This window comes from Paenibacillus phoenicis (assembly GCF_034718895.1).
Lineage (GTDB): Bacteria > Bacillota > Bacilli > Paenibacillales > Paenibacillaceae > Fontibacillus > Fontibacillus phoenicis.
Genome location: NZ_JAYERP010000001.1, coordinates 3,654,193 through 3,670,439 on the forward strand (window position 1 = coordinate 3,654,193; position 16,247 = coordinate 3,670,439).

Annotated in this window: 15 protein-coding genes; 1 reads left to right on the forward strand and 14 read right to left on the reverse strand. The window is 50.1% G+C overall.

The window, feature by feature from the left end:
- Positions 1 to 35: 35 nt before the first annotated feature.
- From U9M73_RS17360 to U9M73_RS17395, 8 genes are all read right to left on the reverse strand, one after another.
- On the reverse strand, positions 36 to 812 hold the full coding sequence (locus U9M73_RS17360; protein WP_323078280.1) for an endonuclease/exonuclease/phosphatase family protein: 777 nt from the start codon (positions 810 to 812) through the stop codon (positions 36 to 38).
- A 47-nt stretch (positions 813 to 859) separates the two neighbouring features.
- Positions 860 to 2,575 carry an ABC transporter permease gene (locus tag U9M73_RS17365; protein WP_260070433.1) on the reverse strand — a complete coding sequence of 572 codons (1,716 nt, stop codon included), beginning with the start codon at positions 2,573 to 2,575 and terminating at the stop codon, positions 860 to 862.
- A complete protein-coding gene (locus U9M73_RS17370; protein ID WP_036644087.1) occupies positions 2,572 to 3,600 on the reverse strand; it encodes an ABC transporter ATP-binding protein in 1,029 nt (342 codons plus the stop codon). The genes U9M73_RS17365 and U9M73_RS17370 overlap by 4 nt, the downstream gene beginning before the upstream one ends.
- A gap of 83 nt (positions 3,601 to 3,683) precedes the next feature.
- A complete protein-coding gene (locus tag U9M73_RS17375) occupies positions 3,684 to 4,775 on the reverse strand; it encodes an extracellular solute-binding protein (protein ID WP_009223404.1) in 1,092 nt (363 codons plus the stop codon).
- A complete protein-coding gene (locus tag U9M73_RS17380; RefSeq protein WP_009223403.1) occupies positions 4,735 to 5,955 on the reverse strand; it encodes a GntR family transcriptional regulator in 1,221 nt (406 codons plus the stop codon). Before U9M73_RS17380 ends, U9M73_RS17375 begins: the two co-directional genes overlap by 41 nt.
- 385 nt (positions 5,956 to 6,340) lie before the next feature.
- Positions 6,341 to 6,928 carry an MFS transporter gene (locus U9M73_RS17385; RefSeq protein WP_323078282.1) on the reverse strand — a complete coding sequence of 196 codons (588 nt, stop codon included), beginning with the start codon at positions 6,926 to 6,928 and terminating at the stop codon, positions 6,341 to 6,343.
- A gap of 725 nt (positions 6,929 to 7,653) precedes the next feature.
- Positions 7,654 to 8,526: an aminoglycoside phosphotransferase family protein gene (locus U9M73_RS17390; protein WP_323078283.1), complete on the reverse strand. Its 873-nt coding sequence runs from the start codon at positions 8,524 to 8,526 to the stop codon at positions 7,654 to 7,656.
- 103 nt (positions 8,527 to 8,629) lie between these two features.
- Entirely contained in the window at positions 8,630 to 8,923 is a 294-nt protein-coding gene (locus U9M73_RS17395) for a winged helix-turn-helix transcriptional regulator (protein WP_415837177.1), read from the reverse strand.
- Positions 8,924 to 9,093: 170 nt separating this feature from the next.
- Between U9M73_RS17395 and U9M73_RS17400 the strand changes: the two genes are divergently transcribed.
- A complete protein-coding gene (locus U9M73_RS17400; protein WP_323078284.1) occupies positions 9,094 to 9,504 on the forward strand; it encodes a Rossmann-fold NAD(P)-binding domain-containing protein in 411 nt (136 codons plus the stop codon).
- A gap of 263 nt (positions 9,505 to 9,767) precedes the next feature.
- Here the strand turns inward: U9M73_RS17400 and U9M73_RS17405 are convergent, their stop codons facing one another.
- From U9M73_RS17405 to U9M73_RS17430, 6 genes are all read right to left on the reverse strand, one after another.
- Positions 9,768 to 10,403, reverse strand: coding sequence for a TetR/AcrR family transcriptional regulator C-terminal domain-containing protein (locus tag U9M73_RS17405; protein WP_009223398.1), 636 nt, complete (start codon positions 10,401 to 10,403; stop codon positions 9,768 to 9,770).
- Positions 10,404 to 10,499: 96 nt separating this feature from the next.
- On the reverse strand, positions 10,500 to 11,732 hold the full coding sequence (locus U9M73_RS17410) for an FAD-dependent oxidoreductase (RefSeq protein ID WP_323078286.1): 1,233 nt from the start codon (positions 11,730 to 11,732) through the stop codon (positions 10,500 to 10,502).
- Between the two features lie 281 nt (positions 11,733 to 12,013).
- Positions 12,014 to 12,493: a 23S rRNA (pseudouridine(1915)-N(3))-methyltransferase RlmH gene (gene rlmH, locus U9M73_RS17415; RefSeq protein ID WP_009223396.1), complete on the reverse strand. Its 480-nt coding sequence runs from the start codon at positions 12,491 to 12,493 to the stop codon at positions 12,014 to 12,016.
- A 139-nt stretch (positions 12,494 to 12,632) separates the two neighbouring features.
- Complete coding sequence (locus U9M73_RS17420; RefSeq protein ID WP_009223395.1) at positions 12,633 to 12,800, reverse strand: CxxH/CxxC protein; 168 nt, start codon at positions 12,798 to 12,800, stop codon at positions 12,633 to 12,635.
- Between the two features lie 201 nt (positions 12,801 to 13,001).
- Positions 13,002 to 14,423, reverse strand: a complete 1,422-nt coding sequence (locus U9M73_RS17425) for a CAP-associated domain-containing protein (protein ID WP_323078289.1) — start codon at positions 14,421 to 14,423, stop codon at positions 13,002 to 13,004.
- A 98-nt stretch (positions 14,424 to 14,521) separates the two neighbouring features.
- Positions 14,522 to 16,219 (reverse strand): glycerol-3-phosphate dehydrogenase/oxidase, encoded by a 1,698-nt coding sequence (locus tag U9M73_RS17430; RefSeq protein ID WP_311202298.1) that lies wholly within the window; start codon positions 16,217 to 16,219, stop codon positions 14,522 to 14,524.
- Between the last annotated feature and the right edge of the window lie 28 nt (positions 16,220 to 16,247).

Below are 16,247 nucleotides of genomic sequence, written 5' to 3' on the forward strand. Positions count from 1 at the left end.
CGCAAAGACATCCCCTTATCTACTCGTCATGGTCACTACAACGGTGACACCTCGGCGATCACGGGATAATGATCCGAAGGATATCGTCCTTCATATAGCTCTCGATCGACCCTAACGTTCTGGATCTGCAAGTCAGGGGATACGAAGATATAATCAATCGGCTCTCCGGATTCGCCACCTAAAAAGTGATGAACCGTCGCCCCCACTTCCTTCTTCTCTTGCTGCAGAACGGAATAAGCATTTCGATATCCCTCCTGCTCCAATCCCGTAATGACAGCGTTTGCCGGTTCAACGTTAAAATCGCCCGTTAACACGACCGGAAGACCCGTCTGCGTACGAAATTCCTTCATTCGCTCTCGAATTAATTCCATACCTTTCTGTTGAGCTTCTTCACTAATATGGTCTAAATGCGTATTAAACGCAGCAAATTCAGCGCCCGTCTGCGACTTAAACGTCACCCAAGTGCACATGCGCGGGTGGGAAGTGCTCCAGCTTCTCGCACCTAACTGCTCCGGGGTTTCCGATAAACTGAAATGCCCCGCCTTTCCTACAGTCCAATTCTTCTTTTTATACAGAATGGCAGCATATTCGCCTTTGTTCCCGCCTTCCCGGCCTTCTCCAATCCAAGCATATTCCGGAAGTAACGGCTCCAAGTCCGTAAGCATGTCATGTAGACCCTCTTGAATGCCAATGATGTCCGCATCATGGCGTTTAATCACTTCAGCCACCGCCTTCGTACGATACGGCCATGCATTCTCCCCGTCTGACGCCACATTCAGTCTTAAGTTAAAAGTCATAATTTTCGCAAACATTGATTTCCTCCACTTCTGGGAACATCCACGCCAGATTCTAGTGATGCTTATTTATCTTTATTACCTCTACCGTAAACAAAGTACATCGTAATTCCAGACATGATCATCAACACGACAGAATAAACCAGTGACATCGCACGCGCCGCAACCCCTGCTTCTGCGTCCGTACTGCTCTTGATCACAATTCCCAGTGTCTGATACACGGGGTGATATAAGAAAACGGTCAAATCGTAGTCGTCCAATATTTTAATAAAGTTTAACGCAAGGACAGCGAGGGTGGACGGCAAGATGATCGGCAGCAGTACCTTTCTGAAGGTATAAAACGATTTGGCCCCCAGGTTCTTGGAAGCATCCTCTAAGTTGCTGTCCAAACTAAAGAAAGAGGCTTTGACCATTCGCATCGTAAACGGGATGTGGATGATGACATAACCAATCAATAGCATCCAAAGCGTACCGGTAAGTACCGTGTTCCCCGTCACTAAGCGCGGCACATTATAAGTGACCACCAAGCCAATGGCAATCAGCGTGGACGGCAGAACCCATGGAATCAGCAAGGAGTATTCCAGCGCTGCTGCCAGCTTGCTATTCTTGTGTTTGTGCAGGATTCTGGATGCAAATAATGCAAGGGCCACCACTACTACTGACGCTGCCGCAGCATACAAAATACTTACCAAGTAAGGCTTAAACGCGCTCATCGTGGTAAACAATCTGCCGTAATTCTCCAGCGTAAAGCTATCGAAATGAATCGTCGATGTAGCAATGCTTTGGGAATCGGTAAATGAGAAGATGACAATTAAGGTTACCGGAATTAAGTAAATCACAAATAACACATACCCGATCAAGTGAGTGATGAAGTTACCGAACTTATGATTAATCTTTTGTTTGACCAATACGGATTTGACTTTAGACACGGACATATAATTGCCTTGTTTCTCAAACCGGATCATGATCGATAGCAAGATAATCGTTGCTAGGCCTAGAACAAGGGCCAGTAATGCGGCCAGATCCTTAGACGTTGAACTCTTCGAGAACGTCAAGATCATAGGCGTAATCGTCTGGAATTCCGTACCGCCGAGAATAAGCGGAGCCGACATCGCCCCAAGTCCTGTAAGGAAGGTGAGGATCGTCAGAGCAAAGATCGTTGGCTTTAATACGGGCAGCACAACCCGCCGCAAAATATAAAAGGTAGACGCCCCCATGCCTCTAGCGGCTTCAATGGTTTGAAAATCCACCTTGCGGATGGCGTTCCCCAAAAACAAGATGTGATTCGAGGTACAGGCGAACGTCATTACAAAGAGAACAGCCCAGTACCCATGAAACCAGCCTGTGTTAAAAGCCGGAAAGAGAGCGGATAACACTTTCGTGATAAATCCATTTTCGCCATAAGCAAACTTGTAACTCGATGCTACAACAACCCCGTGGTACAACAAGGTGGTAAAGAAACCTAGCTTTAAAATTTTCGCTCCCTTAATCTGAAAATACTCCGTTAGCAGGACTAACGTAATCCCAACAACATTCACCGTAATCACTAGGGAGATCGCTAATATAAAACTGTTGGATAAGCTGGACATTGCACGTTTCGATGACAAGAGCTTGTGAACGGCATCCAGCGAGAAGCTTCCATTTTTGAAGAAGATCTCATAATAAATGTTCAGGTTCGGGTAAATGAGAAAAGCGATAATGAACCAGGCCAGCAGGACATATAATAGAAGCTGTCCATAATGAATGGATCGGAATCTGTGCTTTAACGTTTGTACGCTCAATTCCCTCCCTCCGTCCGATCATATTGCATAATATCCGCAAGTCGAATGTACACTTCGGTTTCCGTTCCGACCTCATGCCCCACATGACCGCTTTCCTTTTCGATCGTCTTTAGCAAACTGCCGCCCGCCATTTCCAGCACATACTTGCTATAGAGTCCGTAAAATTCACGATCCACGACCTTCGCCTTCAGGCGCACAACATCGCTGCCTGACACGGGCGATAGATTCACCTTCTCATTGCGGATATAGGCAACTTTGTTCCGTGGAACGAACTCCTTTAAGGGGCTGTTAGCGATCAATCCCGGATCCAACTTATTAATGTCGCCGATGAAATTACATACAAACTCGGTTTTAGATGAATTGTAGATCTCATAAGGCGTACCCACTTGTTCCAGAATCCCATTATTGAAAACGGCGATCCGGTCGGATAACGTTAACGCTTCCTCCTGATCATGGGTCACATAGATGGTTGTGATGCCAAACTGCTTTTGCAATTCCTTCAATTCATTTCTGAGCTGGACGCGCAGCTTCGCATCCAGATTCGACAACGGCTCATCCAAGGCCAAAATCGACGGCTTTAATACGAGTGCTCTGGCAATCGCTACACGCTGCTGCTGCCCGCCCGACAAATCCGAGACTCGCTTGTGCAACTGTTCTTCCTTTAGGTCGACCTTACGAGCAATGTCTCGGACCTCCTGATCGATTTCGGCCTTTGATGCTTTCTTGACGCGCTTACCAAATGCAATATTTTCGTACACCGTCATCGTCGGAAATAACGCATAGCTTTGGAACACCATACCGATTCCGCGTTTTTCAATAGGAGCATGTGTAATATCTTTGTCGTTTAATAGAATTCTGCCGCCAGATGGGGATATGAAACCTGCTAGACTTCGAAGAATGGTTGTTTTACCACAGCCTGAAGGGCCTAAAAAGGTGAAAAATTCCCCCTCGTTGATTTTCAGATTAAAGTTCTTAATGGCATGGAAATCTCCAAAATGAATTTGTATATCTTGAAATGTGATCATCACGTTCACCTTTTCTATTAGGTTGTTGTAAGAAAGAACTGCATAGCCTAAACTAGCGCTATGCAGTTCCCCATCCATGCTGTCTAGTTCATGATTTGCAATTCAATTTTCTCTGCCCAGGCATCCAGATGTTCTGCAATGAAGCTCCAATCCAACGGCTGCGCCTTCAACTGGGCAAACATTTCTTTAGCTGAATCAGGAGCTTGTTCGGCTGCTTCTGCGATAACGGGCATCGCATTAAATTCCTTCGCGAAGGCCCCTTGCATTTCTGCGCTGCCAAACCACTCCACAAACCGTTCTGCCGTATCCTGCTTCTTCGTGCCATTAACAATGGCGATATGTTCGACAACCATAGGGACACCAATTTCAGGAATCACATAACCTGTTTTGACGCCGTATTCTTGTTCTCGCTTGGCACGCTCGCCTGAAACGATCGTTCCAATTGGAACTTTTCCGCTGGCCATATTCGCATAAAGCTCCTCCCCTTCAATGACCGGAATCCCATTATCGTAGAGTTGCTTCAACGCGTCCCAACCTGCATCGGAAATGCCCAGGTCTCCACTGGCATCTTGATAGGGCGACAAAATCCCTGCGACAACCAGACGCATCGTGGCTCTATCAAGTCGTGTTGGCGCTTCATATTTCCCTTTAAACGCTTCGTTGGTATACAAGTCTGTCCAATCCTTCGGAGCCGTCTCCGGCGTATACATGTCCGCATTATAGCCAATCAAAATCGCTTGTTTTACGAGACCATGATAGTAGCCTTCCAAATCGTTTAAGCCCTCGTCAACTTGCGAAGCCCACTGCGGGACGTATTTCGTTAGAACTCCTTCTTTCTTCAGATTTTCGTAGAATATATTATTTAAGCCGAATACTACGTCCGCAATCGGATTATTCTTCTCCGCAATCAAGCGATTCGTTAGATCCGCGCCGCCTGCTCCCACGATTTCAATGTCAAATCCTGCTTTTTTCGCTTGCTCCGTCCACCACTCGCCGCGGCCGTCAGAATTTGAATTGGTGTATACGATCAATTTTTCATTTTTGACTTGGCTCCCCTGGTTTTCACTGGATGCCGCCGAGTTTCCACCAGCATTTCCACTGTTATTGCTTCCACAGGCAGTGATAACTAAACAGCTAAGCACCACCATTGCCAACGCTTTCATCATTTTCGACATCTCGTGCTCGCTCCTTATCAAGTGATAATAAATGACTTCGATCGAATACCGATTTTCTTTCAACAATGTTCGTTTTTATTTTGACAGTGAGATGTTGTTCCTTCGAATGATTGATACGCTTCATGAGCAGGTCTACGGCTGCCGCGGCAAGCCGATCCGTATCTTGGCGAACCGTAGTTAGTGGGATGGGCGTTAATGCTGAAAGATAAGTATTCGAAAACCCAACAATAGACAACTTCTCCGGAACGGATATGTTCATATGAAGTGCAGAAAACAATGTAGAAATCGCCACTTGGTCATCCGCACACATGATAGCTGTCATTTGCGGATTACTTCTAATAAATTCCCCTTGTTCGGCATCATACTCATGAAAGCGCCCCGGTTCACAGCGTTCTGTTCTAAAATGAATATATTCGCTCTTCACCGGAATCCCATGATCAAGCAAAGCTTGAATGTACCCCTGATATCTTTCCTCTCGACTTGTGATGTTCTCAATAATGTTAGACGAATATCCAATGTCCCGATGCCCCTTCGCAATCAAATACTGCGCCATTTCATAGGAGCCTTGAAAATGGTCGTGATAGACGCAATCGAACGGAATCTCACGAAAAATCCGATCGATGATCACACTGGGGATTTGTTCCATTTTTAATCGGAGCACCTGATCGCTGCAGGTTCGGCTTCCCCACGGAAATAAAATGATGCCGCTGATCCCCGCCGCCACAAGCTCCTGTAAACATCGGTCTTGGTCGTCTTGATCACTGCTAATTTTTAAAATGAGTTCAAATTGATGTTTACGTAACTCATGCTCGACTGCCGAAATGATTCTTGACGTATAATCGGACATGTGGGGAATGATGAGCGCAACTTGTTGATTGACTTTCTTCTCAACCGCAGGTTGTACCGGTTCCTGCAGTCTTTCACTGCTCCCTTCATACCGATTGCCTGAGAGGAACGTGCCTCGTCTCGGCAGACGATAAACTACCCCCTGCTCCACCAGTTGTTCCAAGGCCAATTTACTCGTCATTCGGCTGACGCCAAACAACTTGGCCAGTTCACCCTCTGAGGGTACAGGATCATGCGCTTGAAGTCCCCGGGTCTCGATGATCTCCAGTACTTTCTCCGCGACCTGCAAATACAGCTGTTGTTTCTCTTTCTTGGAAGTGCTTTCAGAACTCATGTCCGGACATTCCTTTATTATTTTTTAGTTGGTAAACCGCGCGTGATCTACCAAGCCATTAGCTTAAGCTGACATAACCATACAATATGTCACTGACACATTCAATGATATTGAGCAAAAGAATTTTGCGGGAAATTATTGCCATTTTGCAAAAATACAACTCTACTATTGTTCGAAAGCCTAGTTTGTTGAAATATGCTAGGGACAAAGTTTTACGATCAGTGACATATTTCAAGGGTAAAAAAAGTACCCTGCACAAAACACTTTGGTTTAAGTGTCCCGTGCAGGGTACCCGGTAATGTGGGATCCCCTTCACTTTTACTGTACGGGTTTACTTAGCGGCGCAGGAGTTCCCTTCTCCGGCTTCTCACTTTCATGACTGGTATCATAATAAGTTTTCATATTCCGCAGCACCGGGAACAGGTGCATCCAGAGCGCGGCCACAACGAGCGTCCCGATTCCGCCGATGACGGTGGCAACCACTGCACCAAGCCAATTGGCCATGGTGCCCGGATTCGAATTCGCCGAGCTGGTTCGACGTTCCGATAAACAGCATGTTGACAGCGTTGACACGCCCCTGCATTTCACGAGGCGTATTTAACTGAACCAGCGTAGAACGAATGACGGCACTGACCACATCCGATGCGCCGATCAGGAACAGGGCTACCAAAGATAATACGAGATTTTTGGAGACGGCGAACAGCACGGTAGCCAAGCCAAAGATCGCCAGCGAGCTGAACAAATACTTGCTGATCGAATTCTGAATCGAATACCGCGTAAGAACAAGTGACATCAGCAAAGCGCCAACTGCCGGAGCTGTCCGAAGCAATCCGAGTCCCCATGACCCTGTATGCAGGATGTCTTCGGCGAAGATTGGCAGCAGCGCCGTAGCCCCGCCGAGCAGAACGGTGAACAGATCAAGCGAGATCGTGCCTAGAAATCGCTTGATGGGTGTATCATAACCATGAATCATGTCAAAAGAGCCCAAATTGCGTTAACGAACTGTAAAAGCTACCGTTAATTTTGGACAATTTCATGGTTTTGTCCAAATTAGCGGTAAATCCTGCTGTTATTTTGATCGAAATCAGCAATTTGGCGAGGAAACATAAAATTTAACGGTAGGTTTTACTTGTAATTGGTGCGGAGAGATCTAACTTGCGAAATTAACGGTAGGTTTTGGAGCTAAATTTAGTTTATCGGAGGTTCGCGGCGGGCTTGCGGAGGAAAAAAGCGACAGAAAAGAGGGGATAAAGAAGTACCACTTCATTCGGCTATTACTACTGTTGGCGAAAAAGTAAAATTATATCTTCGAGGAATTGTAGGTTTAGGTGATGTAATTCTTCGAATTATTACTACTCGTGACTCAGAATTATTGAAATCTCAACTTGCTGAACAAGACTTTTTAAATAGATGGAAAAGTAAGCATACAACTACTCCGACGTTGAAATCAAAATATGTACATGAACGTAATGCCCATTTGAAAAGACTAATTCATCAAGTATATTAGTACAGTAGCCTTGCATGAGTTAAATGCTAACATATTCTGATAAAAATTTATCCCTATTTTGTGATACGGTTCGCCACGGCTTCTACGAGGGCAAGTTTTCGGCCATCCCATGTGGGATGGCCTTTTTCATCATACAACTATCAGATTCGCTCTCCATGACACACTTATACTTAACAGTAAATAATCAATCATCATTCCGACAATACGAGGTCAAGCCAGGATTGGGCCTCACGGTACAGAACGGGGTTGTTTTCTGGCGTATAGTAAGCCAGTATGGCCACTGCCTGGGATACAACCCATCCGCGGGCTCTCGCCCAGGTCGCGTCATCCGTCGGAAGATATTTGCGGAATGCGTCACGTGCCTCCGGCGAGTGTAACTTCCATGCGATCATGACATCGCATGCAGGATCACCCACGCCCATCGTATCCCAATCGATCACACCGGTAATTCGTTGATTACGCACGAGCCAGTTGCGCATATCAAGGTCGCCGTGATGCCAAACTGGCGGGCCGCTCCACGGAGGCGCAGCAAGCGCGGATTCCCACACCTTAGACACCGCCGCAACGTCGCCATCAAACCGTGCCAACCAGTATCGGAACCCCTCATCCCGCTCCGCCAAAGGAACACCGCGTCCCAGCGGCCCACCCGATGAATCGATTTGCTGCAGCGCTGCAACGAACCCCGCAAGATCACGCGCTGCCTGCATCGCGTCAATCTCCTCAATCGGCACCGACTCGCCCTCAACCCAGGTGTAAATATACCAATACCAAGGATATTCGCTGCTCGGATGCCCTAGAGCGATGGGTACAGGGACTTCTAGCGGAACCAACGGAGCAAGCTTGGGCAGCCAAGTAAACTCGCGGCTTTCTGGTGTCGCAGGCCCTTCCCGCCGCGCGAGCCGAACCGAATATTGGTTACCTAATCGAAAGATGGCGTTCACGGTGCCAGCTGGCTCGACCCGCCGCAGGGATAGATCTGACCATTGGGGAAACTGGGCAACCAGCAGACGGCGAACCAGCGCCTCATCCATTTCTATTTCGTCAACATGCATTTTTTCAGCCATGCGTCCCTACCTCCTTGGGGTTTTCCAAGAATTAAGGTATCAAAGAAATCACGAAATAAACAGATCATATCCAGTTATAGTTAAAAACCACCGCGTATTCTAATCAAAAAAAAGCCAGCCTCATCATGTGAGACCAGCTACACTTTCTTGATGATATTCCCCCCCACTTGACCATCATCTCTAAAACAGGGAGGAACGTCTTACCATGTTCGCTAAGTGAGTACTCCACTTTCGGGGGAACATGATTATAGACTGTTCGAATAACCAGTTTATCTCGTTCCAGGTCTCTTAGTTGTTCTGTAAGCATCTTACGCGTAATTTTAGAAATGGAGCGCTCGAGTTCATTAAATCGCTTGGGTCCTCTGAAACCGTCCGCCTGCTTGCAAAGCAACAACACCCTGCACGCACACTAGTTCGAGACTTATCTCGTACGCCGCGTGAGTTCTCCGAGAATGGGATTGATATCGCCGTTGGCAACTTCGATCGTCCTGAAACTCTTGATGCAGCCATGCATGGCATTGAGACGGTCGTTTTAATTAGTCCTGCTGTCCGGACCAGGAAATCGCCGTGATTGACAGTGCTGTTCGCAACGGAATAAAACATATTATAAAGATCACGAATCATAAGGCTACGGCAGATTCCCCTGTTGATCGACGGCGTGGCCATACGCGAGTTGAGGCGCATCTGAAGGCGACGGGGATCGACTATACTTTGCTTGCGCCGAATCTCTACATGCAGAATCTCTTCGCTGTCGCGCAGATGATTAAACAAACGAGAGGCTTCGTAATGTCTGCCGGTGATGGCAAGTTCGCCATGATCGACGCTCGCTACGTGGCCGCCACGGCCGCAACTATTGCCGTATCACGATCCACGCATGCAGGTCGTACTTATCTGCTCACCGGACCCGAATTGATTACTTATCACGATGTCGCACGTAAACTGTCTGACGCTCTGGGGTATACCGTCGAATACCGGTGAATCTCTCCCGCCGAGCATCAGAAAGCGATGATTCAGGCAGGGATTCCCGAGCCTGTTGCCACATCCAACGCCCAATTATTCGGTTTGATTGCCGAAGATGACGCCGCATGGATATCCGATGATGTGAAACGAGTTACGGGGATGTCCCCTCGTAATCTGGACCTCTTTCTCGCCGAGAACCTTCCCGCCTTCAAATAAGCGCAAAAACAGCACCAACTTAAAAGAAAAAAGGAGCGATCACCACGCGATCCGCTCCTAAAAACCTAGGGAGTTATTCTCTGCTCGATCCCATCGAGTAATAAGAGAATTCCCGAGTCAAAGAGTTCATCAGAACCAATTAAATTAAACATCCCTTCTTCGTACATCCGACGAAGCAGGTTGAATTGCGAGAAATCCCCGTGAATATCCTCCTTATTCCCTAACGATATCTGTACCATCCGTTGTTCATATTCTTCAACGACGAAGTTGATGACATAGTTAAGCAAATGGGTGATATATGAAAATTTTTGTTTATCCGTCAAGGAAGTAGGTTCGATCATCTGCAAGAGGCATTCGAGCAGTTCCATAAAATCAGCCTCTGGCTTCGACTTCATCAGAAGTTGACCCGAGCAGGGATACTGCTGGAGTTTCTTCCGAATCACCATGGCGCTGGTTTGAAGCCTCTCCCGCCAGTCACCTTGCTTGGGAAGATCACCTATGATCTCTCTTGAAACCAGGTTGGCTAAGGTTTGAATAAGGACCTGCTTACTCTCGAAGTACCAATAGATCGTAGGGGCTTGAACATTTAGCTCTTTACAAAGGCTTCTTATGGTAAAGTTTTCGATTCCTTGGTCGGAGAGAAGCCGCCACGAAGCTGCGATGATCTTCTCCTCGCTGATATGTGGCCTGCGTTGAGGCATAACAGACAATCCAACTCCATTCCATAGATTCTTATACAACTTATTATACTCGATTTAGAAAGGAGCCTAGTCAAGGATAAACGTAAAAACAAACCCCTATTCCTCCAACTCTACATCTTCCTCAGGCAACGGCTTCTGGTTGAACATGCTTTCCCCTGCTTTCGAGGAGAGGCGAACATCCCGCATCCCACGTTCAATCGCAGCCACCTCATAATCACGTAACGCTGACAAAAGTTCCTTTTTCCCGTCTTTGACGTTGATTAATTCTTTCGATAGCTCATAGGCATCAAAAAGTGCCGCGTTCCCGCCAATTCCAGCCGGTGTCATCGGATGCAAGGCGTCCCCCAGCAATACCAAAGAGGTGGTTTCTTTCCAAGGCTTATATGGCAAAACATTACGCAAGTGATAAACAGCCGTTTTCTCTGGCTCTGCGAGTTCCAACATCCGTTTGACTTGGGGATGCCAATGTTTGGTTTTCTCTTGAGCAAGGGACAACAATTCCGAACCATTCAATTGGAAAAGCTGCTCGTCAGGCATCCCAAACCACTCAGGCGAGCACGCAAACACAGCATACAAGTAATCCTGTTGTGGAGTAATTTTCACATTCAGGGACATGGATTCCGGCAATCGTTCCATATTCGGCTTGAAGGCCATTTCTTCAAGAAGCAGGGAAACCGGACCCTCTCCTTCCGGGCTAAAAAGGCCTCTCATGCTGCCGTCCCCAATGAGCTGATCGAGTTCTTTTCTCCGAGTATCATCCAGAAATACTTTTGTATAAAGAGCTCTTCCCAAGGTATCAAAAATTTTCACCCCAGGTTTATACTGTTGGCGAACCTTCGATCCTCCCCCGTCAGCGCCAACAAGGACATCCGCATCGATATACTCTCCATTCTCAAACCAAGCTCTCAAGCGGCCGTTTTCCAACGTTTCATAATGGGTAAACCGATATCCGTAACGGATATGGTCATTGAGTTCACCAAGCAACACTTCTCTGAAAGTAAAACGATTGACGCCAGGCGTGATTTTCGCCTTGTTGTACATTGGGTGCTGTTCTTCCATCAGCTCGAGAGAAATTGGATTTAAGAAAATCGGGTGTTCCGGTCCCATGACGGAGGTTTCCATAAAGAGATCGTAAAGCTTCTCAGGCAGACAAAACCGCAGCGCACTCATTCCGTTGTCATTGATTTTGATACGATAACCGGTTTGAAGAAATTGTCCTTCCTGCTCGCGTTCACAAACTACAAAGTCAATGTGATGCTTCTTCAGACTTTGCGCTAATGCAAGTCCTCCGAGACCGCCGCCAACAATAACTGCAGAGAGTGATTTCATACGAGTCCTTCTTTCTGTAACTTAGTTATATTTATATAACACCGTTATATTAAACCCGTTCTCCTCTGTTTGTCAATAGTTGTGTTCCTGGTATACTTCCCATCACCATGAGCATGATGATAAATATCGAAGTGACTCTTTTCACTGTATTTTTCATATCAGTCCTCCTCATCAACAAAAACAGACATCATATGCTAAAAAAATCAATCAATATAATACCACGGTTGAAAATCTATATATTGAAATGTAAAGAAAACTTTAAGTTTGTGCCTGCCTTCGCCTTATTTATGATACGGTTCCCCCCGATTGATCTTCACCGCGCGATAAATCTGCTCGGTGAGCACCAGGCGCATGAGCTGGTGGGGCAGCGTCATGCGCCCGAACGACAGCCGCTGCTGCGCGCGGCGGAGCACCGCATCGGCGAGCCCGTGGCTGCCGCCGATGACGAACACGACATGGCTCGTCCCGTAGGTGCCGAGCCGGTCCAAACAAGCGGCCAGCTCCTCCGAGCTCCAGAGCTGGCCGTCAATCGCGAGCGCGATAACATGCGCGTCGCTCTTGATGTGCGCGAGGATGCGTTCGCCCTCGCGCTCCTTGACGCCGATGAGCTCCGCCTCGCTCATCGTCTCCGGCGCTTTCTCGTCGGGGACCTCCACGACTTGAAATTTCACGTAAGGCGCCAGGCGCTTGGCGTACTCCGCAATGCCCTGGACCAGATATTTTTCCTTCAATTTGCCGACCGCCACGATTTGAATCTGCACCGTAACATCCTCCGTTATCGTCCGTCCGAAGTGTATACTTTCTGAAATCTAAAAAAACAGCGGGGCCAGCCATCCCATGCCGTCGCCCCGTTCTTCGTCTCTCATTCAGTTGTGTACCGCACCTGCATCTGCACCCGCACTACACCACCAAAAACCGCGCCTCCTGATCACATTCCTGACATTTCACCGGCGGCTCCCAATCAATAAACTTGGTGTGCTCCAAATCGACCACATCCGGGGCATCCTCAAACTCATCCACGAACATATCGATGGCCAGTTCCACATGATCTTTGCAAACGACGTACATAGTCAAAGCATCCTTTCTCTGTACCGCACTCCTGCGGCCGACTTACGTATTAACAGGTTATCCTTTATCTTTTCTACCATACTCCGTACAAAAAAGGAACCGCCCCGGTCACTTCCGGCAAGCGGTTCCTCCCCCTACTGGCCAAAAAAACCAACGATCTTACTCTGACAACCGAGCAGACCCGGCCAGGCTTAGCCAAGCTTACAGCGGCGTATAGAAGTTTTGCGTGTAGTACGTTCTGTAATCGCTGCTGCTAAGTCCGTCTACCGCACCCACACCCAGCATCGTAAACACGGGCTCCAGCATATTCTCCCGGTGGCCCCAGGAATTCAGCCAGCCATAGTGCCCGTCGATCGCATCCAGATAACCGGCGGCGATATTTTCGCCCCAAGCCCGGAACTGCGGAATCCCGCGAGCCATCATGCGGTCGCCGGCCGACTTCCCTTCAGGATTATCATGCTCAAAATAATTCCGTTCCGCCATATCCCGGCTATGCGCGCGAGCCACCTCAGCCACCGATTCATTCCAGCTCAGCACGCCTAAGCCTCGTTGCGCACGAAACGCATTGGTCAGGTCAAAAATCTCCCGCTCCGTCGCCTTCAGCGACTCCGGAGTATTCGGGGCGTACACATGGCTCTCCGTAAACTTCTTGTCCATCAGCAGCACCCCGTCCACGCGGTACTTCTCGTGCTTGTCCAGGTACAGATTGATGTACAACCCTCTCGGCGTATACGTCTCCACATACTCTCGCGGCGGGTGCTCGCTCTTGTCCCAGATTGCCGCGAGGCTGCTCCGCAACTTCTCCAGCCCTTTCTCGGCCTCGGGAGCAAACTGCCACTCGTCATGATTGCCAAACAAGCCAACGACCTTGCCGCCCGCTACGCCAACCTGCGTATAATGCTTGTAATCCTTATTATAGATGTACCATTCCAGTCCGTAGTTGGTCGCGTCCTTACGAGCCGGCTCGCCGAGCAGCTCGATCACGCGGTTCGTCGAATCGCCGATCCTCACGCCTTGCAGCTGGATCTCCGGCTTGATCAGATCCGGGCTTGTCGCCTTGGGCAGCGTCAGCTTGAGCCGATACAGGAACGTCTGCGCTTCCGCCCGCGACACCGCGTCCTTGGGCGCGAAGCCTTCTACGCCGGCACCGTTCTTCCCTTGGGCCAAGCCTTGAGCAAGGATCCACTGTACCGCCTCATCTTCACTCAAGCTCTGCCCGTAAAAAGCCGCCATCAACCGAGCCACCGATCCGCGCGTAATCGGCTCATTTGGCTTGTCGCTAACCGGCCACGCCAATTCGAAGGCCAAGTTGTAATAAGGCGTATACCAGGCCTCCTGCTCATTCACCTTATCCAGCTTGATCTCTGGATAGGCCCGCACCAGCATGCTCAGAAACTCCGCTTCCGTCACCGACTGTGCCGGGCGGAACGTGCCGTCCGGATACCCGTCGGTCACACCGTTGTTCTTCGCCCACATGATCTTGTCATAAGCCCAATGGGATGCCGGTACATCCTTAAAGTCCACCGCAGCCGCTTGAACCGCTGAGCCCGCAGCCAACCAGGCTGCTCCTAACCCCGCGAGAATCACCAATCCGCGAATCCCGCGCTTCCATCCATTCTTCATGAACCCCTGCCCTCTTTCCATCTTCGATCTCTTTGCTTGCTCTCTTGGATGTATTTCGACAGATCGAGGGCAAAATCCTTGCACCTGTAATAAACGATTTACTCTTCACTTACGGGAAAAACCGCCTCCGTCAACGCCTGCTCCAGCTCCTCCGCCCGCCGGCGCTTCACGTCCTCCGGCCAGTCGAAATACCGGGCCATCGCATCGACGACCGGCTCCTTCCACCGCCGCACCCATGCGATATCAAATAACAAAGCCCCTGTTCTCCGCACAAAAAAATCCACCGGCGTCATCGCCATCTCCGCTTCCAGGGCATACCTCAGCGGAACAGCCACCTCCAGCGGGAGCCGGGCTGCACCGGCCGAGTCGGCTGGCTCGCCCGTAGCCGCAGCATCGTCGGCCAAAGCCAACAGCCGGTCCACGTTGGATCCATATCTAGCCGCCCATTTAGCGGCAAGATCCTTCGGGATGCCACGCTCCGCCGCTTCCAGCGCCTTGCGTGCCACGAAGCCGAGCAGTCCCTGCGAGCCGCCCACCTGCCCGCCGGAGATCGGCAGCAGCCGGGTTGCGCAGGGCGTGAAGCTCCGGCCGTATTCCCGCATCAGCTTGGCGGCCACGCGGTCCACGACCAGCTCCGCCATCTTGCGGTAGCCGGTCAGCTTGCCGCCAGCAATCGTGATCAGGCCGGACGCGGACTCCCAAATTTCATCCTTGCGGGAAATTTCCGAAGGCGATTTGCCCTCCTCGTAGATGAGCGGCCGCACGCCGGCCCAGCTGGATTCCACGTCCGCCGCCGTGATCGCCAGCCCGGGAAACATGCCGTCAATCGCACCCAAGATATAATCGCGATCCGCCTCCGTCATCCGCGGATGATGAATCTCGCCGTGGTACACTGTGTCCGTTGTGCCCACGTAGGTCTTGCCATCGCGCGGAATCGCAAACACCATGCGGCCATCCGGCGTATCAAAATAAACCGCCTGCCGCAACGGAAACCGCCCCTGGTCGAACACCAGGTGCACGCCTTTGGTCAGCTGCAGCATTTTGCCCTGCTTTGACCCGTCCATCTCGCGCAGCGCATCCACCCACGGGCCCGCCGCATTGACGATCTTCCGGGCGCGCAACTCATATGTCCGCCCCTCGGCCAGATCCGTCACCTCAGCGCCCACCAGCTGCGCGCCTTCGTACCGAAACCCGGTCACCTTGGTATAGTTGACCGGCATCGCCCCACGGGCCGCTGCTTCCTTGAGCACTTCAAGGGTTAGACGGGCGTCGTCCGTACGGTACTCCACATAGTACCCGCCGCCCAGCAGACCGTCTTGCTTCAGCAGCGGCTCTTTCGCCAGCGTCTCCGCCGCCGACAGCATGCTGCGCCGCTCCCCGCGCTTCACCCCCGCGAGGAAGTCGTACACGCGCAACCCCAGCGACGTGCTGAACCGGCCAAACGTCCCGCCCCGATAAATCGGCAGCAGCATCCATTCCGGCGTTGTCACATGCGGGCCGTTCTCGTAGACGATCGCCCGCTCGCGCCCTACCTCCGCCACAACGCCGATCTCCAGTTGCTTCAGGTAACGCAAGCCGCCATGGACTAGCTTCGTCGAACGGCTTGATGTTCCCGCGGCAAAGTCCTGCATCTCCACAAGACCCACCCGCATCCCCCGCGCCGCCGCATCGAGGGCGATTCCAGCCCCGGTAATCCCGCCGCCCACGACCAACAGGTCCAGCGGCTCAGCCGGATTGGCCATTTGCTCTAACAGGTGACGCCGATCCTTACCCGAAAACGAATAGGTTCCGTTCATCTCCATCCTCCTTCAGCTCCCCGCAAAA

Bases quoted from the DNA above. Each gene is read 5' to 3' on its own strand.
- U9M73_RS17405 (WP_009223398.1), bottom strand. From the start codon at position 10,403: ATGCCTCAACGCAGGCCACATATCAGCGAGGAGAAGATCATCGCAGCT.
- U9M73_RS17430 (WP_311202298.1), bottom strand. From the start codon at position 16,219: ATGAACGGAACCTATTCGTTTTCGGGTAAGGATCGGCGTCACCTGTTA.
- U9M73_RS17425 (WP_323078289.1), bottom strand. From the start codon at position 14,423: ATGAAGAATGGATGGAAGCGCGGGATTCGCGGATTGGTGATTCTCGCG.
- U9M73_RS17375 (WP_009223404.1), bottom strand. From the start codon at position 4,775: ATGTCGAAAATGATGAAAGCGTTGGCAATGGTGGTGCTTAGCTGTTTA.
- U9M73_RS17420 (WP_009223395.1), bottom strand. From the start codon at position 12,800: ATGTACGTCGTTTGCAAAGATCATGTGGAACTGGCCATCGATATGTTC.
- U9M73_RS17410 (WP_323078286.1), bottom strand. From the start codon at position 11,732: ATGAAATCACTCTCTGCAGTTATTGTTGGCGGCGGTCTCGGAGGACTT.
- U9M73_RS17380 (WP_009223403.1), bottom strand. From the start codon at position 5,955: ATGAGTTCTGAAAGCACTTCCAAGAAAGAGAAACAACAGCTGTATTTG.
- U9M73_RS17360 (WP_323078280.1), bottom strand. From the start codon at position 812: ATGTTTGCGAAAATTATGACTTTTAACTTAAGACTGAATGTGGCGTCA.
- U9M73_RS17390 (WP_323078283.1), bottom strand. From the start codon at position 8,526: ATGGCTGAAAAAATGCATGTTGACGAAATAGAAATGGATGAGGCGCTG.
- U9M73_RS17385 (WP_323078282.1), bottom strand. From the start codon at position 6,928: ATGATTCATGGTTATGATACACCCATCAAGCGATTTCTAGGCACGATC.
- U9M73_RS17370 (WP_036644087.1), bottom strand. From the start codon at position 3,600: ATGATCACATTTCAAGATATACAAATTCATTTTGGAGATTTCCATGCC.